Consider the following 18,589-nt stretch of genomic DNA (forward strand, 5'->3'; position numbering starts at 1 on the left):
TCCAAACCTGCTCATGCTCCGCAGGTGACCGTCCATGCTCCGCGGCGGACGCATTTCAGACCTCATTTGGCGTCTAGACGCGTCACCTGCGGAGCATGAGCCGGTTCTCGGGGTGTCGTGTCGGTCAGCGGTAGGCGGAGATGCCGGTGAGGGCTTGGCCGATCATCAGGGTGTGCATCTCGACGGTGCCCTCGTAGGTCAGCACCGACTCCAGGTTGTTGGCGTGGCGCATCACCGGGAACTCCCCGCTGATGCCGTTGGCGCCCAGGATGGTTCGCGCCGTCCGGCAGATCTCGAGTGACTTGGTGACGTTGTTGTACTTGCCCAGGCTGACCTGGTCGGGGCGCAGGCCGACCTCGTCCTTGCGTCGGCCCAGGTGCAGCGCCAGCAGCTGACCGTTGATCAGCTCCACGGCCATGTTCGCCAGCTTGGCCTGGGTCAGCTGGAAGCTCGCGATCGGCTTGCCGAACTGCTCGCGCTCCATCGAGTATCGCCGCGCTGCCTCGAGGGCCGACCGTCCGGCACCCAGGGCTCCCCAGACGATGCCGAACCGGGCCTCGTTCAGGCACGACAGCGGACCCTTCAGTCCGCGTACCTCGGGCAGCACCGCCGTCCCCGGCAGCCGCACTCCCTCGAGCACCAGCTCGCTGGTCACCGAGGCGCGCAACGACATCTTGTGCTTGATCTTCGGCGCCGAGAACCCGGGCGTCGCGGTCGGGACGACGAAGCCCCGGATGCCGCCGTTCTGCTCACCGGCGTTGGCCCACACCACGGCCACGTCGGCGATCGAGCCGTTGGTGATCCACATCTTGGCGCCGTCCAGCACCCAGTCGTCGCCGTCGCGGCGGGCACTGGTCCGCATCGACGCCGGGTCGGATCCGGCGTCGGGCTCGGTCAGGCCGAAGCAGCCGATCGCCTCACCGGAGGCCATGCGGGGCAGCCACTCCTGCTTCTGCTCCTCGCTGCCCCAGCGCCAGATCGCGAACATCGCCAGCGACCCCTGCACCGACACCAGGCTGCGAATGCCCGAGTCGGTGGCCTCGAGTTCGAGGCAGGCCAGGCCGTAGTCGACCGCGCTCATGCCCGCGCAGCCGTACCCCTCCAGGTGCATGCCCAGCAGGCCGACCTTGCCGAACTCCTTCGCCAACTCGCGCGCGGTGGGCAGTTCGCCGCGCTCGTACCACTCGGCGATGTGCGGCTCGACTGCGTCGTCGCAGACCTGCCGGACGGCGTCGCGCACTGCCTTCTCGTCGGCGGTGAGCATGGCGTCGATGTCGGCCAGGTCGTGCGGATTGATGCTGCGGGGGGCGGAGGTCTTCATCGGTTCGCTCTCGTCTCGGTGGTGGAATCTGCGTCGTCGGATGGCGTGCGCAGCCAGGCGCGGACGGCGGCATCGTGCTCGCCCAGGGCCGGTGGCGGGGTGGGTACGGCGGTGCGATAACTGGTCCAGCGCACCGGGTGCCGCACCTGAGGAGTGCGCGGGGAGTCATCAGGGGCGACGTCGACGACCGGGTCGAGGCCGAGCCGCTCGGCCAGCGCGACGCCGTCCAGGATGGTGCCGACACGTCCCGCCGGGACGCCGGCTGCCGTGCACGCCAGCACCCAGGCATCGGCGGTGTCGGTGGACAGCAACGCCTCGAGTCGCTCGCTCAGCGCGTCACGGTGAGCCACCCGGGCGGCATTGGTGGCGAAGTCGGGCTCGGTAGCCAGCGTCGGTTCGCCGAGAACCTCTGCCAGCCGGGCGAATTGGCCGTCGTTGCCGCAGGCTATGGCGATCAGCGCGTCCTTGCAGTGCAACGTCTCGTACGGCGCGATGCTCGGGTGCCGGTTGCCCATGCCGGAGGGCGCGCGCCCGGTCTCGAGGGCGCCCTGAGCCTGGTTGACCATCGCCGCCAGGGACGAGGTGAGCAGGGCGACCTCGATGCGCTCACCGCGTCCGGTGCGGGCACGGGCGGTCAGCGCGGCCAGGATGCCGATGGTGGCGTCCTTGCCGGTGAGCACGTCGACCAGCGCCACCCCGGCCTTGGTGGGCTCACCCGGGGCGCCGGTGATGCTCATCAAACCGCCGACCGCCTGCACCACGAAGTCGTAGCCCAGCAGGTCGGCCCCCGCGCCGGAGCCGAAACCGCTGATCTCGCAATAGATCACGCCCGGGTTGACCGCGCGAACCTGGTCGTAGCCGAGGCCGAGCCGCTGCATGGTGCCGGGCTTGAAGTTCGAGATCACCACGTCGGCGCGCCGGGCCAGCTCGAACGCCAGGGCGCGATCGCCGCCGTCGGAGGTGTCACCCAGATCGAGGGTCACCGACTCCTTGGTGCGGTTGATCGACTCGAAGTAGGTGCTGGCCTGGGGTGGGTGGGTCGAGTACGGCGGGCCCCAGGCCCGGGTCTCGTCGCCCACCCCGGGGCGCTCCACCTTGATCACTCGGGCGCCGAGGTCGGCCAGGGTCATGGTGGCCAGTGGCCCGGCCAGCACCCGGCTGAAGTCGGCGACCAGCACGCCGTCCAGGGGGTGGCCGGCGTCGGGGGAGGCAGGATCGAGGGGAGCGGCGCTCACGCTGCCACGGTAGGCGGTCGGCGTCCGGGTTGTCTGTGGATGTTCTGGCCGTGATCACTCAGTCAATGGATACTCTGCACACATCATGCCCAGCTTGCGCCGACTCGTTCGCGCCCTGCCCGGTGACCTGATCCCGGTGGGCGATCCTGCCTCGACCAGGCTTGACGCCGAGGTCAGCGCGGTGCACGTCAGCGAGCTGCTCGACCCCACCCCGTACCTGGACGGTGGCGAGCTGCTGTTGACCACGGGGCTGGGGCTGACCGGGCAGGTGACGCAGGCTCGCGCCTACGCCACCCGATTGGCCGAACGGGGACTGGCCGGGTTGGCGATCGGGCTCGGGCCGGTGCACGACCAGGTGCCACCGGCGCTGGCCGCGGCCTGCGCCGCAGCGGGTCTGCCGCTGCTCGTAGTGCCGATCCCGACGCCGTTCCTGGCCGTGACCAGGGCGTATTGGTCGCTGCTGACCGCCGCCGGACACGCCGAACTGAGCGCTGCCCTGGGCGCGCACCGCGACCTGGCCCGGGCGGCCACAACCCGCAACCCGGTGTCGGCGGTGGTGCGGGTGCTGGCGAATTCGGTGCAGGGCTGGGCGGCGCGACTCGGCCCGGACGGCGAGCTGATCGAGGTCTGGCCCCGACGCCGGCACGCCGTGGCGGTGCGGCTGCGGGGGGACGTCGAGCGGTTGCGCGCCGCCGGCCCGCACGCGTCGGCGACGTTCTCCCTCGACGGGGACGACGTGATCGTGCACCCGCTGACCCGCACCGTCGCCCCGGCCGGGGGTGGTGGGCCGTCGGCGTTGGTCGGGTTCGTCGCGATCGGGTGCGAGCGGCCGATCCGCAGCCCGGATCGCGGCGTGGTGCTGACCGCGTGCACCTTGCTGTCGGCGGTCCTCGACTACGGCCTGGCGCGCACTGCGGCCCGACGAGCCGAGCGGGCGTGCGTCGTCCGGCTGGTGCTCGCCGGACGGGTCGAGGCGGCGCGGGAGCTGGCCGCCCAGCTCGGCGAGGACGCGCTGCCCCATCAGGTGCGGCTGACGCTGGTGGCCGGCGCCGACCCGTTGACCAGTGACGAGGTGCTCGACCGGCTCGAGGAGGAGCGCGGCGGCGTCCTGCGCCGGCTCTGGGCCTGGGCCGACCGCGACATGCTGGTGCTGCTGGTGCCGGACGGCGTGACCGAGCCGGCCGAACGGGCGCTGCGTCGGCTGCGGGACGGCGCGGCCCCCGGCCTGAGAGCGGTGGGCTCGCCCGTCGCGCCGCTCGGATCGGTACCGATCGACCCGCTGCGCACCGCCCTCGCCGGTGCTGCGCCCGGTGAGATCGCGGTGACGACCGCCGGAGCGGCATCGGCAGACGTCGAGGTGGTGGCGCGCGACCAGCTGGCCCGACTGGTGGCATACCGGCGCGCGCCGCTGGTGCCGGCTGTTGCTGCGTACCTGGGGCATCGCGGAAACTGGGAGCAGGCGGCGAAAACCCTTGGGGTGCATCGCAATACGCTGCGTCAGCGCATCGCCACGGCGTCACGGGTAGCCGCCGCGGACCTGGACGACCCCGACACGGCTGCCCATGTGTGGCTCGCCCTGCGCGCCACCGGCCACGCCTGACTCGCGTCCCCTCGCCAGGGGTTCGTCGAGTTGACCACCGACATCGGTGGTGAACGCGACGAAGCCTGTGCCACATCGGGTCGAGGCGGCACACTCGCGGCGATCTCGGCGAGTCCGGACAGGCGATCACTTCATGATCAATCAGTGTCTAGCGTGTCGATCATGGGGGTTTCGACACCACGATGGAAGTCCGCGGTTGCGGCGGCAGCTCTGGCGATCACCTGGGGTCTCGGGGGTGGTGCGGCGCCGGCCAAGGCGGCGGACACCGTCGAGGTGCTGGAGCTCTCGGTCAGCCCCGCCATGGTGACGCTGTCAGGGTTTGAAGCGGCGGTGGTCACCGTGACCATTCGGCTGCGGAGCTCGGTTGTCCCCACCGTGGTAGGCGTCGGCGATTGTTGGGGCGGGAGCGTGTCGCCCTTCGACTACGCCAGCCATGTCCGCACCGACGGATCCGACAGCGAGTGGGCGCTGCCCTACCGGGTGGGCTCGACGAGCTCAGGCACCCATCAGGTCACGATGATCGCCGCGTGTGACTCCATGGCTCGTCCACTCATCGTCAGCCAACAGCAGGTACCCGCGTCGTACACGGTGGTGGGCATGCACCAGCCTCGTCTCGTCACGACGGTGGCGCCGCGCGCGGTCTCGGGCAATTCCGCCTACGTCCTGTCGGGGCGTGTGATCGACTCGGACTCGCGTGCCGGCGTGCCGGCAAAGGTGAGTCTGTGTCCGCAGGCACGGTGCGGTCGTCAGGAATACGAAGGACCCGATGACGAGCCGTTGGTGCCCACGGATGGCGCGGGTCGGTTCTCGATCAGGCGGACCGCCGCCTCCAGCGTGGTGACCCTCTGGTCGGACCCGATACCTGGCGGCGTCAACGGGACCCCGGCCCGCGCCACTCTCGACCGGGTGGAGGTGGCTGCGCCCACACGCCAGCCTCTGATCTCGGCGGGTAGCACCGTGCGGCAGGGTCGCACCGGACGACTGTTGCCGTTGGCCGGATCGGCGATCGGCGTGGAGCTGTGCCCGGCGTGGGCGGGACTCCTGATTCAATATCGAGCGGGTCGCGACCCGTGGCAGACGGTCTCCTCCGTTGCCGTCCGTCGTAGTGGGCGCTGGTCGCTCCTGGTGCGACTGCGCGCCGGCCGTGGCGCCTATCGTGCGGTCTATGAGAGGTCCAGCTACGTGACTCCTGGCGCTGCTATCTGTTCCGGCTCGACCAGCCAGGCAGTGATTGCCACCGGAACCTGATCCATGGGGTCGTCCACCTCTCGGTACTTCGCGCATGCGCGAGGAGGCGTATCGGCTGGCAGACTCGATCGGGTGAGCGCGTCGTCGTCCCTGCCGCCCAGCCGGCACCTGGTGCGCGCCAAGGACCTGGCCGACGCGCGCTACGCCGACGAGATCACGGTGGCCGACATGGCTGCCGCGGCGATGCTGTCGGCGGCGCACTTCAGCCGGCAGTTCAAGCGCGCCTTCGGCGAGAGCCCGCACCAGTACCTGCTGAGTCGTCGGCTCGAGCGGGCCGCCACCCTGCTGCGCACCACGGACTGGCCGGTCGCGCGGATCTGCGTCACGGTGGGGCTGACCAGCGTGGGCTCGTTCACCTCCAGCTTCAGCCGGATGTTCGGCAGCACTCCGACGGCCTACCGCGCTGCCTACCCGCCCGCCACCAGCCTGGCGCGGGTGCCGGCCTGCGTGCTGCGGGTCTACGGCCGGCCGGTGATCCGGACCTCGCGCGAGGTGCGCACGTTTCGAGAAGACGCGGCGTCCGGCTGACCCGTAGAACTGAGCTCTGGAACGGTCCACCCCCAATCGAGGAGTTTCGATGATCCGCATTGCCACGGCCCAACTGTGGGTTCACGACCAGGACGAGGCCCTGGCCTTCTACACCGAGAAGGTCGGCATGGAGGTCCAGACCGACGTGACGGTGCCCGAGATGGGCAACTTCCGCTGGCTCACCGTCAGCCCTCCCGGGCAGAGCGACATCGCCATCGTGCTCATGGCGATCCCCGGCCCGCCGATGGCCGACGAGGCCACCGGTGCCGCGATCCGCGATCTGATGGGCAAGGGCATGGCCGGCACGGTCTTCCTGACCACCGACGACTGCCAGAAGTCCTACGAGGAGATGTCCGCGCGCGGCGTCCCCTTCACCGAGCCGCCGCAGCAGCAGCCCTACGGCATCGACTGCGGGTTCCGTGACCCGTCGGGCAACAACCTGCGGCTGAGCCAGCTCAACCCCTCGTTCGGCGCGTGAGGTTCAGCCGCTGAGGTTCGACCCTGACGTCCGACCCAGACGTCCGACCCAGACGATCGAGCCGGTCGGCTAGCGTGATCCGATGGACGTCGCCCAGCAGGTTGCGGCGATCGACGCCGAGATCCGTGACGCCGGTCGGCCCGAGCGGGCCGAGGCCGAGCGACGGTACCTCAAGAGCACGCTGGTGCACTACGGCGTGCGGGTACCGGCGCTGCGGACGACGGCCCGCGCGTTCCTGAGAGCCCATCCGGACCTCGGTCACGACGAGCTGGTGGACGTCGTCACCCTGCTGTGGGACGAGCCGGCCGCTGCGCCGGTGCACGAGCGGCGGTTTCTGGCGACCGTCCTGTTGTCGAGCCGTTTGAAGCTCCTGGGTCCTTCGGATCTCTTTCTGCTGGAACGACTCCTGCGCGACTCGCGCACCTGGGCACTGCTCGACCTGTTGGCCGCCGACGTCGGCAGTGCGCTGCTGGACGATCAGCCCTGGGCCGACGAGGTGCTCGACCGGTGGGCCGCCGACGGCGATTTCTGGATCCGGCGCAGCGCACTACTGGCTCACCTGCGTCCGCTGGGTGCCGGCCGCGGTGACCTGGCGCGTTTCCTGCGGTACGCCGACGCGATGCTCGACGAGCGAGAGTTCTTCATCCGCAAGGCCATCGGCTGGGTGCTGCGCGCCACGTCTCGGCAACGCCCGGACGTCGTGCACGACTGGCTGCTCCCTCGGGCGCACCGGGCGAGCGGAGTGACCGTCCGCGAGGCGGTCAGGTACCTGTCCCCGGCAGACCGCGACGCCATTCTGGCGGCCTACCGCCGGTGATCGCGAGCCGCCCGGTTCTGTTCCCCGGGGCGGGTTGGGCTGGTACTGATGTCGTGCTGATCGTCCGCTGCCATTCTCGCGCCATGGCCACCGCACAACAGGTTCCCCGATGGATCTGAGCGTCTTCTTCGCCGGGCTGCTCACGGCGGCCTCGGCGGAGCAACGGGTCCGGGGCATCTCCGAGTGGACCGAGCACCTCGGCGCCGACGAGTACCTGCTGCCCCTGCTGGACGACGACGCCCCCGTCGTGCGCGAGCACGCCGGCCATCGCCGGGTGGTCGAGGTGCGAGCGGTGGCCCTGGTGGCATTGCAGGATCGTCGCCGCGGCGGGGGTGGCTGGCCGTACGGACCGGTCACGGTGCGCGTGGCGATGCGGGTGGACGAGGCGGCCGCGCGGGCTCGGGCAGCGCTCGACCAGCTGCACCCGGTCGAGCGTGCGGCGGTCGAGCACCGGGTCGACACCCTGCTGCGCGAACGGGTCGAACCCTGGCCGGAGGACCGACCCGCCTGTCGCGACTACGCCGCCTTGCTGCTGCTGGGACGCGTGCCCTACCAGCGGCAGCAGGTCGATCCGATCAGCCTGCTCACCCCGCTGCAGGTCGACGTGTACCGATCTCAGCAGCGCAGCCCCCGTCCGCTGCCCCAGCTGCGCTTCGACGGCCCGGACGGCCCGGTCGGCTATCTCTACCGCGACCAGACCTGGGTCATCGACGTCGACGAGAGTCCGGTCGGGCGCCAGGTGCGTGCCCTGCTCGGCCGGTTGGCCCGTGCCGACCGGGATCGATGGATCGCCGCCGTGCACACCTCGGACGACGAGCTGGCGCACCTGCGGGCGGTGGCCGCCGAGGTCTCGCGATGGCACCCCTGCGCGGTCGTCATCGATCCGGTGCAGGCTCCGTGATGCCGGTCAACGGCCCGATGACTGCACGCGTCATTGCACCCGGCCACCCAGGTGTTCGGCCAGGAAGGCCTCGGCCGCGGCGTACATCCGTTCGCGGTTCTCGGGCTTGACCAGACCGTGACCCTCGTCCTCGAACAGCAGGTACTCGTGCGGCAGGCCCTTCTCGGTCAGCGCCGCGACGATCTGCTCGGCCTCGGCCTGCTTGACCCGGGGGTCGTTGGCGCCCTGCACCACCAACAGCGGAATCCGGATCTTGTCGACGTGACTCAGGGGTGAGGCCGCCTGCAGCAGTTCGGGTTCGGTCTCCGGGTTGCCGACGCGCTGGTGCATCATCGCGATCAGCGGCTTCCAGTACTCCGGCACCGAGGCGAGCAGGGTCAGCAGGTTCGAGGGGCCGACGATGTCGATGCCGCAGCGGTACAGGTCCGGGGTGAACACGGCGCCGGCCAGCACGGCATAGCCACCGTACGAACCGCCGTAGATGCCGACCCGCTCGCGATCGACCCAGCCCTGCGCGATCACGTGCTCGACCGCATCGGTGAGGTCGTCCTGCATCGCCAGACCCCACTGCTTGTCACCGGCGTTGAGGAATGCCTTGCCGTACCCGGTCGAGGAGCGGAAGTTCACCTGCACACAGACGTACCCGCGGTTGGCCAGCCACTGCGCCTCGGTGTGGAATCCCCACAGGTCACGTGCCCACGGCCCGCCGTGCACATTGAGGACGGCGGGCAGCCCGCTGCGCTCGACCCCCGGCGGGAACGTGAGGTACCCGTGCACCTCGAGCCCGTCACGGGCGGTGAACGAGAACGGCTCCATCGGCGCCAGCGTCCCAGAAGCCAACGCCGCCAACTGCTTTCGGTGCGGGAACAGGAACTGGCTCTGCCCCGACTCGGCGTCGTAGAGGTGGTAGGCGATCGGTCCGTCGCTGGGGGCGATGCTGACCATCCACCAGCGACCGCTGCGCTCGCGCCGTCCGATGTGGAGGTCGCCTTCGCCGAGGGCTCGTAACCGGTCGAGATGAACGGCCAGCGCGTCGTCCAGCAACTGCACGTCCTGGCGCGCCCGGAGCACCTCGACCGCCTGTACCTCGAGCGTTGCCGGGTCCTGCCAGACCCCGCCGATGTCGTAGGCCTCGTCGGAAGCCAGGACGGCGCGCGCCCCGGTGGCCAGGTCGTGGCGCTCCAGCCGGGTCGCGTTGACGCCGACACTCGACAGCACCAACAGCGCCCCGCTGCGGGTGAAGCCGAGCACGCCGGTGTTGCCCGCGTCGTCCGGCGGGATCTCGAGGTAGGGCTGGTAGTCGCCGGCCGGGGCGTCCGGTGAGCCGAGGTGCACGGTGGCCGAGCCGTCCGGCGCCATCGTGGTGCCGCCGCGCAGTGCCAGGTCGGTGTCGACCAGCCACTCGATGAACCCGGGGTTCTCGGCGACCAGCGTCAGCTCGCCCGAGGTCAGGTCGAGCCGGTGGACGTCGTGCAGCTGCGGCATCCGGTTGTTGAGCGCGATCAGCACGGCCGTGGGGTTCCAGCGGTTGTGCCCGAGGATGCGCGCCTGGATGCCGTCGCCCGGGGTGATCAGCCGGGCCTCGGCGTCCGTGGTCAGATCGAGCAGGTAGAGCCGCCAGTTCTCGTCGCCATCGCGATCCTGGGCGTAGATCAGGTGCCGGTCGTCGTGGCAGAACAGGAATTCGCGCACGCCGCGGTCGCGGTCGTGGGTGATGGCCCGGGCCTGCCCGGGGTTGTCGCGCGGGGCCACCCAGACGTTGAGCACGCCGTCCTCGGGGGCGACCCAGCCGAGCTGGCTGCCGTCGGGGGACACCGTGGGTGCGAGATGGTCCGGGTTGCCGAACAACACCGACCGCTGGATCAGCTCAGGAAGGGCCATCCGCCGACCCTAGTGCGAAACCCGCTGATGCTCCGCAGGTGACCGCTCATGCTCCGCAGCTGACGCATTGGCAACGTTTTCATCGGCATCGAGCCGTCACCTGCGGAGCATGAGCGGGTTCAGTGGCGGCGTTGGCAGCGGCCGCACCAGAACAGGTTGCGGCCCGCGACCAGCTGGGTGCGAAGGGTGGAGCCGCACACCGGGCAGGCCTCGACTGCCGCTTGTAGACGGACGACGCGCGGTCGCCGGGGCCGATGCGTCCGGTGGCGGCGAGCTCGGCTCGGGCGGCCGCGACGTCGTCCGGCACGGTGATGATGCGGCCCGAGGCGACCCCCAGCGGCATCAGGTCGACCAGATCCGCCCAGATCGCCTGCCAGCTGCGCCGCCGGAGCTCGGCCCCGGGGGTGAACGGGCTCAGCCGCAACCGGAACAACACCTCGCAGCGATAGACGTTGCCGACGCCGGCGATGATCGACTGGTCCATCAGCAGTTCGGCGATGCTGCGTCGGCTGCGCTGGATCCGGGTCCAGGCGAGCTCGGGGTCGGCGTCCGGCTGCAACGGGTCCGGCCCGAGCCGCCCGCGCACCGCCGCGGCCTCCTCGGACGTGATCACCGCGCACAATGTCGGCCCCCGCAGGTCGGCCACATGACACTCGTTGACCAGCCGCAGCCGGATCTGGCCGGTGCGCGGAATGTCGTCCCAGGCCGGCCGGGGCAACGGACGGGCGAACCGGGTCACCGAGAACTTGCCGATCAGGCCGAGGTGCACGTTGAGGTACAGGTCGTGGTCGAACGCGATCAGCAGGTGCTTGCCGTGCGCCTCGGCGCGCATGACCGCATGCCCGTCCAGCAGCGCGGCGCCCTCGGCGAAGCGGCCCTGGGGGCTGGTCACCTGCGGTGCGCTGCCGGCGAAGGCGGTGTCCAGGTCGCGAGCCAGCGCGTGCAAGGTGTGACCTTCGGGCATGGCGTGAGCCTCTCACGCCGCGTGCGGGTCGAGGCGCGCAGCCAGCGAAACGCGACTCTCGGGTGGGCCGAGTCCGATTGCGCCGGAGCAGGTCGCGGGTAGCGTCATCAGGACGGCGGGGGTCGCCGGTCGGATCCGAATTCCTGCGGGGGTGGGGCATGCCCGAATGTGAACTGGACGGTTGCGGGATCTCGTGCGAATTCGGCTGCGCCTGCATCTCCGATCTCGCCGGATGCGAGTGCTGGTGCGAGAACATCACCCTGCCGCCGCTGGCGAAACTCGCGCTGCGACAGGCCCCCGACCCCGAGCTTTTCGTCGATTTCACGGCCTCGCAGATGCCACTCACTCGTCTGGCGGCGGTGTTCGACGACCTGTTCCCGGGGCAGATCCTGGTTCCGGCCGCCCGGTTGGGCGACCTGGTCACCACCGATGGACGGATGCAGCACGTGCGAGTGGGCGAGCTCATCGAATCCCTCGGACTGGTGCCACGCGATCGGCCGCTGCGCGGTCGCACCCCGGCTGCCGAGTCGGGCGGCTGAGGGCTCAGCGCGGGAAGTCACCCGCCCGCCCGAGCAGTGCCGGAGTCGGACGACCCAACCGCTCGCCGATCCAGGTGCCGGCATCGGCCAGGGCGCTCAGCTCGAGCCCGGTCTCGAACCCGCTGCGCTGCAACAGGTACTGCAGGTCCTCGGTGGCGATGTTGCCGGTGGCATCGGGCGCGAACGGGCAACCGCCGATGCCGCCGATCGACGCGTCGAGCACCTCGACCCCCGCCTCCACGGCGGCGAGGGCGTTGGCATAGCCGGTGTTGCGGGTGTTGTGGAAGTGCGCCCGCAGCCCGACGCCGGCATCGATCGACCGGATCCCCTCGACCAGCTCGCGTACCTGCGCCGGCACCCCGACCCCGATCGTGTCGGCGATCGCGATCTCGCGGTAGCCGGACGCCACGAGCGAGCGGACGACGTCCAGCACCTCGCCCGGCGCCACCTTGCCGTCGAACGGGCACCCGAAGCAGGTGGTGATCACCACGGACGCCGCCAGGCCGGCGTCCCGCGCCCGGCCCGCGATGTCGGCCGCGGCATCCAGCAGGTCTGCCCGGGAGGCGTTCTGGTTGCGCTGCGCGAAGCCCTCGCTGGCCGAGACCACCACGTTGACCTCGTCGACCCCGGCCGCCTGCGCGCGGTCGAACCCGCGCGGGTTGAGCACCAGCCCGATGAGGGCCACCTCGTCCCGGTGGGGCACGTCGTGCCAGAACTCGGGGGCACGCACCGCTGCCATGACGGCCTCGGCGTCGGCCATCTGCGGCACCAGCCGAGGGTGCACGAAGCTGACGGCCTCGATGCGCCGCACGCCGGCCGCCAGCGCGCGACGGATCAGCTCCACCTTGGTCTCGGTCGTGAGGACGGCCGCCTCGTTCTGCAGTCCGTCGCGCGGACCCACCTCGACGATCTCGATTCGGCGAGGCTGCTCAGCGAACACACTCATGGCACCACTGTGCTGGCATGCTCGGCAGATGACCACCTCGACGGGCTCGGCCGGCTCGACCCGGGTTCGTCCCGCCACCGTGCGCGCGCTGTCGGCGCTGTTGCTGGTCGAGACGGCCACCGCCATAATCCTCGCCGGGCTGGCGTTGATCGGAGCGGGCATCACCTGGCTGAACCGCACCTCGGGTGACTGGAGCGACCTGGCGATCGCCGTGTTGCTGCTGGTGGCGGCCGGGGCGGGCGTCGTGGGCGTGATCGATCTGACGGCATGGCTCGCCCTGCGCGCGCGACGCCGGACGTCGGCCACGGTGCTCTCGCTGCTGGCTCACCTGCTGCCCCCGCTCGCCCTCACCTGGCTCGGTGCCCGTGATGTGAGCGGTCGCACCGCGACCCTGCTGGCCGTCGCCGTGCTCGCCGTCCTGGGCACCGCCCTGACCGTGGCGCCGTCCACACGAGCGTGGCTGGCCCCCGCCGAGAGCTGAATCTCACCCCACGTGAGCGTGGCGGCGCCGTCCCCTCACGTCACGCTCGTCCCCCACGAGCGCAATGTCACGTTGCACTCGCCAGACGAGCGTGACGTGACATTGCGCTCACCGGGGATTGGGCGCGGCGGGGCGGGGCGGGGGGGGGGGGGGGGGGGGGGGGGGGGTGGGTGGGTCAGGTGGTGGCGTGGAGGAGGCGGAGGGCGCGGTAGTGGGCGGCGTTGCGGCGGATGCGGTCGACGTCCTCGTCCGACATGGCGCGGCGGACCCGGCCGGGTTGGCCGAGGACCAGGGACCGCGGCGGGATCTGCACGCCCTCGGGAATCAGGGCACCGGCGCCGATCAGCGAGCCGGATCCGATCACGGCGCCGTTCATCACGATGGCGCCGATGCCGATCAGCACGTCGTCCTCGACGGTGCAGCCGTGCACCACCGCACGATGTCCGACCACGACCCCGGCGCCCAGGGTGCACGGGAAGCCCGGATCGGCGTGCAGCACGCTGCCGTCCTGGATGTTGCTGCCCGCCCCGATCCGGATCGCCTCGGTGTCCGCCCGCACCACGGCGCCGTACCAGAGGCTCGATTCCGCCCCCAGGACGACGTCACCCGCCACGGTCGCGGAGGCCGCCACCCAGGCCGTGGGGTCGATCTGCGGGACCCGTTCCCCCAGTTGAATGATCATGGTGAGACCCTCCCGCCGCGGTGATCACTGATGTGCAGGGATTCTCCCCCCTCCAGCGGGGGAAGAGCCCTGCACGACAGTGATCACTGGGCGAGCGGGCCGGCGAGCGGCTCAGCCGGGCAGGCCACCGGGGGGCAGCAGGCCGAGCAGCGCCGTCCAGCGGTCGATCTCGCAGCCGTTCTCGAGGCTCAGCTGGGCGGCGACCTTCGTGCCCTTCCAGCTACCGGTGATCTTGGCCTTCTGAGGCCCGCCGTACTGCTCGGTGCAGGCGCGGCCCTTCGGCTCGGGCAACGCGGTGGCCCCCTTGGCGCCGAGCACCCCGCAGGCCGAGGCCGGGTCGGGGTGGGTGCCTCCGGGCGGATCGCAGGTCAGGGTCCAGGTGGTGCGGATCCCGAAACCGTCGTCCAGCAGGATGGTCAGCGAGGCCTTGCCCGACGGGCGCTTGGGCAGTGAGGCGGGGCTCGGCATTCGGGCGCCGTCCCAGGGCACGGGGGCGCCGCGTCCGGTGGCGCCGCCGGTGCCGGTGACGACCTGGGTGACGCCGTCGTCCGGGGTGACGCCGGAGCCCGGGCTGCCGTCGACCACACCGGGCTCACCGTCCGGGGTGCTGACCGCGCTGGTCGCCGTGGCTGCCGCGGGGGCACCCGTGGACGCCGTCCGGCCGGGTTGGGTGGTCGTCACACCGCCACCACAGCCGCTCACCCCGGCCAGACCCACCAGGGTGGCCCCGAGCACTGCAGCCGTCCTCGCCCGCCGTCCGCCGGTCATTCGATCGCTCCCTCTGGCTGGATCCGCTCTGACTGTCCTCGGCAGGTGAGATGGCGAGGGTGAGGCTGCGGTTCCCGGCCGGTGTGCCCGATGCTTCCCGACACCCGTGGTGAACCCCACGAAACCCTCTCATTGCGTCCCACAAGGTCGAGCCGGCGGCGGAATCGGTCATCAGGTCCGGGCGCCTGACCGAGCGTCGCGCCCACGGCTCGCCGCTCCCGTTTGGAAGGATGACCCGGGCGATCCGCACGGTGGGTGCCGCATCGGGCCGATCCGGGTCGATCCGGGTTGGCCGAGGAGGTTGTGTGTCAGGCTCGAGGCATGTCAGTCGATCGACGGCAGCGCCCTCGCACGCCACGACGCGGCGCGGCCGCCGGGCACATCATCGACGAGAGGCTGGATCGGCGGACGACATGACGCTCTCGGCTGCCGATCTGCGCGTCCCCGGTGCGGGTGAGGAACTCATCGCGCACCTGACCCCGGTCCTCGCCGGGCTGGAGCGCCACCGCCCGGACGTCGCGCCCGCCGGCCCGCTCGCCGGGTCGCCGGTACCGGCTTCGCCCCCGGTGTCGGCTGCGTCGGCGGTGTCGGTGACGCTTCCCGGCGCGCGAACCCCCCACGACCCGCGGGCCGTGGCCGCCGAGGAACGTGAGGGGCTGCTCGACCTGTTCGACGCCCAGGTGTCGAGCCGCTGGCTGGACGTCGCGGCGCGCCGGATGCGGGCCGCCGGCGAGGGCTTCTACACCATCGGCTCGGCCGGTCACGAGACGAACGCCGCCGTCGCGCTGGCGATGCGCCGCGACGACCCGGCGTTGCTGCACTACCGCTCCGGGGCCTTCTACCTGGCCCGAGCCGCGCAGCGGCACGCCGAGCCGACCGCCGGGGCGGCGGCGCGCCGCCTCGACGGCATCATGGACGTCGCGCTGGGCTTGGCCGCCAGCGCCCACGAACCCATCGCCGGTGGCCGGCACAAGGTGTTCGGCCATCCCGACCTGGCCGTGATCCCGCAGACCTCGACCATCGCCAGTCACCTGCCGCGGGCGCTGGGGGTCGCCTGGGCCATCGGACGGCAGGCGGCCCTCCCCGCCCGGCTGCGGCGCCGGCTGCACTGGCCCGACAACGCCGTGGCGGTGGCCTCGTTCGGGGACGCCTCGGCGAACCACTCCACCGCCGTCGGTGCCATCAATGCGGCCCGATGGGCTGCGCACCAGGGGATTCCGATTCCGTTGCTGCTCCTGCTGGAGGACAACGGCATCGGCATCTCGACCCGGACGCCGACCGGCTGGCCCGAGGCGATGTTCGCCGCTGCGCCCGGGTTGGTCTACCGGCACGACGACGCCGAGGACCCGCTGATCAGCCTGCGGACGGCGCGCGAGGCGGTCGATCACGCGCGCGAGCAGCGGGTGCCGGTGTTGCTGCACCAGCGCACGGTCCGGATCGGCGGGCATGCCGGATCGGACGTCGAGTCCGCCTACCGCAGCCCCTCCGAGATTGCCGGTGACCTGTTGCGCGACCCGGTGGCGGCCACCATGCGCGCCCTGGTCGAGCATGGCGTGCTGACGGCCGAGGACGTCCGGCGGCGCTGGGCGGAACGTCGCGACGAGGTGAGCGAAGCGGTGGCCGAGGCGCTGCGCCGTCCGCGGCTGACCTCCGCTGCCGAGGTGCTCGAGCCGCTGTCGCCGCGCCGTCCGGAGCAGGTGGCCGCCGCGGCGGTGGCCAGTGCCGAGCCGCCCGAGCGGGCGCGAGTGTTCGGCGAGAAGCTGCCCGAGACCGAGGGCGGGCTGACGCTGGCCGCCAGCATCAACCGGGCGTTGCTGGACGTCGGCGCCGCGCACGCCGAGCTGCTGGTGCTGGGTGAGGACGTGGCCCGCAAGGGTGGGGTGTACGGCGTGACCCGCGGGCTGCAGCGGCGGCTGGGTGCCTCGCGTGTGATCGACACCGTGCTGGACGAGCAGACCGTGCTCGGCATGGCCCTGGGTGCCGGCGTCAGCGGCCTGCTGCCGGTGCCCGAGATCCAGTACCTGGCCTACCTGCACAATGCGCTGGACCAGATCCGTGGCGAGGCAGCGAGTCTGCAGTTCTTCTCGCAGGGCGCCTACCGCAACCCGCTGGTGGTCCGGGTGCAGGGGCTGGCCTATCAGAAAGGGTTCGGGGGCCACTTCCACAACGACAACGCCATCGGGGCGCTGCGCGACATCCCCGGGCTGGTGATCGCCTGCCCCGCCCACCCCTCGGACGCCCCGGCCGTGATGCGCACCTGCCTGGCCGCCGCACGGGTCGACGGCACGGTGAGTGTCGTGCTGGAACCCATTGCGCTGTATCACGAACGTGACATGCTCACCCCCGGTGACGGCGGCTGGCTGGCGCCGTACACCCCGCCTGAGTTGTGGTCGATGACGCACGTGCCGATCGGGCGCGCTGCCACCTGGGGCACTGGAACCGACCTGACGATCGCCACCTTCGGCAACGGCCTGCGCATGTCACTTCGGGCCGCAGATGTGTTGGCGCGTAAGGGAATCGGCGTCCGAGTGGTCGACCTGCGCTGGCTCGCCCCGTTGCCGGTGGCCGATGTGGTGCGCGAGGCCCGGGCCACGGGCCGCCTGCTGATCGTCGACGAGACCCGGCGCAGTGGTGGCGTCAGCGAGGGCCTGGTGACCGCGATGCTCGAGGCCGGTTTCGACGGCCGCCTGATGCGGATCGCGGGCGACGACTCCTACGTGCCGCTGGGTGATGCCGCGAATCTGGTTCTGGTGCAGCAGAACGACATCGAGGACGCCGCCCAGCGCCTGATGAGCTGAGGTCGGCAGGCGGGCTGCCGGGAACTCAGCCCAGCCGGCAGCCCACCACCGTCGTCGCCAGCGTGTCGAGGGCGAGCCGCACCGAGGTGTTCTTGCCCACGATCCCGTTCTCGACGAAGGCGAACACCCGGTCGCGTCCGTCGGCGCCCTGGGCCACCCCGGCGAGGGCGACGGCGTCGTCCAGGGTTCCGGTCTTGGCCAGCACCTGCCCCTGCGCGCAGCGATGCGCGGTGATGCGGTAGCGCGTGGCCAGGGTTCCGGTCTGCCCGGCCCGCGGAATGCCGTTGGGTGAGAAGACGATCGCCTTGTCGGCCGGGGTATTCCACATCAGACGGACGACGCTGGCCAGGGTGGCCGGGGTCATGCGCGCCAGCCGCGACAGCCCGGTGCCGTCGATGATGCGCACCCCGCCGAGCGGGATGCGGGCCGCGCGCAACACGGCGACCTCGTGCTGGGCCGCCCCCTGCCAGGTGGCCGGTTTGCCACCGGCCTGGGCGGCATGGCGCAGCAGGAACTCGGCGTAGTCGTTGATGCTGGCGTTGAGCATGCTCGCCACCAGTCGCGAGATCGGTGCCGACGCCGTCGTGGCCAGTTCGGTGCGGGTTGCGGGTGTGGTGGTGATGGTCGACAGCTTCGCCGTCACCCCGCGGGCCTTCAGCGCGGCGACGAACGCTCGCCCGGCGGCCAGCGCGCCGTCCGGCTTGCGGTACCCGGCCAGCGTCAGGCCCTGCGGGGGCTGGACGTCGCTGCGGTAGCTCGCCTTCCACCCCGGTGCCATGGTCGGCGCCGGGAAGATCGACCGGTCGACGTAGAGCACCACCGAGGTGCGCTTCTGCAACGCCAGCCGACGGGCTGTCGCCTCGGCCAGCGCCCCGATCCGGGCCGCACCGAGCGAGGGGTCACCACCGCCGCGCAGGTAGATCCGGCCGCGATCGGCGGTGCTCTGATACACCCGCGTGGTCAGCACGGCGTCCGGCTTCATCGAGCGCAACACGGTGAAGGCGGTGAGCAGCTTCTGGGTCGAGGCCGGCAGACGTGATCGGCCGTCGAGGTGGCGCCAGATGACCGTGCCGTCCACCGGGTCGATCACCAGACCCGACAGTGTCGGGCCGAGGTAGCGACTGCCGTCGGCGGCGCTGGTCAGCGTGGTGGTCATGGCCGCGGCGAACTGAGCGGCGTCCAAGGCCGTGGTCTGCGCGGCGAGAGCCCGTGGACCCGAGGCTCCCGAGCTCGCCGCCGCCGTCCATGCGGCCACGACCGGTTCGCGGGTGTCGTCGTTCGCGATCGCGGGCGAGCTCGCCGCGAGCAGGATCGCCGGGGACACCAGCATGGCCACCAGGGCGCCGTGCGCAGACCGTCTCACCCCCGCACCCTCGGCAGGTTCGGCCCGGAACGTGAGAGT

16 protein-coding genes and 1 pseudogene are annotated in these 18,589 nt (G+C 71.5%); 9 read left to right on the plus strand and 8 right to left on the minus strand.

Features of this window, described 5'->3' with window-relative positions:
- Window positions 1-124: 124 nt before the first annotated feature.
- Window positions 125-1,321 (minus strand): acyl-CoA dehydrogenase family protein, encoded by a 1,197-nt coding sequence (locus IPK24_20770; protein ID MBK8077922.1) that lies wholly within the window; start codon window positions 1,319-1,321, stop codon window positions 125-127.
- On the minus strand, window positions 1,318-2,499 hold the full coding sequence (locus IPK24_20775) for a CoA transferase (GenBank protein MBK8077923.1): 1,182 nt from the start codon (window positions 2,497-2,499) through the stop codon (window positions 1,318-1,320). The genes IPK24_20770 and IPK24_20775 overlap by 4 nt, the downstream gene beginning before the upstream one ends.
- Window positions 2,500-2,650: 151 nt before the next feature.
- Between IPK24_20775 and IPK24_20780 the strand changes: the two genes are divergently transcribed.
- From IPK24_20780 to IPK24_20805, 6 genes are all read left to right on the plus strand, one after another.
- Window positions 2,651-4,156 carry a PucR family transcriptional regulator ligand-binding domain-containing protein gene (locus IPK24_20780; GenBank protein MBK8077924.1) on the plus strand — a complete coding sequence of 502 codons (1,506 nt, stop codon included), beginning with the start codon at window positions 2,651-2,653 and terminating at the stop codon, window positions 4,154-4,156.
- A 162-nt stretch (window positions 4,157-4,318) separates the two neighbouring features.
- Complete coding sequence (locus IPK24_20785) at window positions 4,319-5,404, plus strand: hypothetical protein (protein ID MBK8077925.1); 1,086 nt, start codon at window positions 4,319-4,321, stop codon at window positions 5,402-5,404.
- Between the two features lie 3 nt (window positions 5,405-5,407).
- A complete protein-coding gene (locus IPK24_20790) occupies window positions 5,408-5,932 on the plus strand; it encodes a helix-turn-helix transcriptional regulator (protein ID MBK8077926.1) in 525 nt (174 codons plus the stop codon).
- 49 nt (window positions 5,933-5,981) lie between these two features.
- Window positions 5,982-6,410, plus strand: a complete 429-nt coding sequence (locus tag IPK24_20795; GenBank protein MBK8077927.1) for a VOC family protein — start codon at window positions 5,982-5,984, stop codon at window positions 6,408-6,410.
- Between the two features lie 82 nt (window positions 6,411-6,492).
- Window positions 6,493-7,227, plus strand: a complete 735-nt coding sequence (locus tag IPK24_20800; protein ID MBK8077928.1) for a DNA alkylation repair protein — start codon at window positions 6,493-6,495, stop codon at window positions 7,225-7,227.
- Window positions 7,228-7,336: 109 nt separating this feature from the next.
- Entirely contained in the window at window positions 7,337-8,128 is a 792-nt protein-coding gene (locus IPK24_20805) for a hypothetical protein (GenBank protein ID MBK8077929.1), read from the plus strand.
- Window positions 8,129-8,158: 30 nt separating this feature from the next.
- Here IPK24_20805 and IPK24_20810 read toward each other — a convergent pair whose 3' ends face one another.
- Together IPK24_20810 and IPK24_20815 are read right to left on the minus strand one after the other, a co-directional pair.
- A complete protein-coding gene (locus IPK24_20810) occupies window positions 8,159-10,009 on the minus strand; it encodes a S9 family peptidase (GenBank protein ID MBK8077930.1) in 1,851 nt (616 codons plus the stop codon).
- Window positions 10,010-10,128: 119 nt separating this feature from the next.
- Window positions 10,129-10,973: pseudogene (locus IPK24_20815) on the minus strand (Fpg/Nei family DNA glycosylase).
- A gap of 158 nt (window positions 10,974-11,131) precedes the next feature.
- Here IPK24_20815 and IPK24_20820 point away from each other — a divergent pair.
- On the plus strand, window positions 11,132-11,512 hold the full coding sequence (locus IPK24_20820; GenBank protein ID MBK8077931.1) for a hypothetical protein: 381 nt from the start codon (window positions 11,132-11,134) through the stop codon (window positions 11,510-11,512).
- Window positions 11,513-11,516: 4 nt separating this feature from the next.
- On the opposite strand, the gene IPK24_20825 is transcribed toward IPK24_20820, so the two are convergent.
- Entirely contained in the window at window positions 11,517-12,458 is a 942-nt protein-coding gene (locus IPK24_20825) for a hydroxymethylglutaryl-CoA lyase (GenBank protein ID MBK8077932.1), read from the minus strand.
- Between the two features lie 28 nt (window positions 12,459-12,486).
- On the opposite strand from IPK24_20825, the gene IPK24_20830 reads away from it, so the two are divergent.
- Entirely contained in the window at window positions 12,487-12,939 is a 453-nt protein-coding gene (locus IPK24_20830; protein MBK8077933.1) for a hypothetical protein, read from the plus strand.
- A 175-nt stretch (window positions 12,940-13,114) separates the two neighbouring features.
- Here the strand turns inward: IPK24_20830 and IPK24_20835 are convergent, their stop codons facing one another.
- Together IPK24_20835 and IPK24_20840 are read right to left on the minus strand one after the other, a co-directional pair.
- On the minus strand, window positions 13,115-13,621 hold the full coding sequence (locus IPK24_20835) for a gamma carbonic anhydrase family protein (GenBank protein ID MBK8077934.1): 507 nt from the start codon (window positions 13,619-13,621) through the stop codon (window positions 13,115-13,117).
- 111 nt (window positions 13,622-13,732) lie between these two features.
- Window positions 13,733-14,389 (minus strand): hypothetical protein, encoded by a 657-nt coding sequence (locus IPK24_20840; protein MBK8077935.1) that lies wholly within the window; start codon window positions 14,387-14,389, stop codon window positions 13,733-13,735.
- A gap of 413 nt (window positions 14,390-14,802) precedes the next feature.
- Here IPK24_20840 and IPK24_20845 point away from each other — a divergent pair, with 413 nt between their 5' ends.
- Window positions 14,803-17,187 (plus strand): MFS transporter, encoded by a 2,385-nt coding sequence (locus IPK24_20845; GenBank protein ID MBK8077936.1) that lies wholly within the window; start codon window positions 14,803-14,805, stop codon window positions 17,185-17,187.
- 25 nt (window positions 17,188-17,212) lie between these two features.
- On the opposite strand, the gene dacB is transcribed toward IPK24_20845, so the two are convergent.
- Window positions 17,213-18,550: a D-alanyl-D-alanine carboxypeptidase/D-alanyl-D-alanine-endopeptidase gene (dacB, locus tag IPK24_20850; protein ID MBK8077937.1), complete on the minus strand. Its 1,338-nt coding sequence runs from the start codon at window positions 18,548-18,550 to the stop codon at window positions 17,213-17,215.
- Between the last annotated feature and the right edge of the window lie 39 nt (window positions 18,551-18,589).

It is taken from the genome of Kineosporiaceae bacterium (assembly GCA_016713225.1).
Lineage (GTDB): Bacteria > Actinomycetota > Actinomycetes > Actinomycetales > Kineosporiaceae > JADJPO01.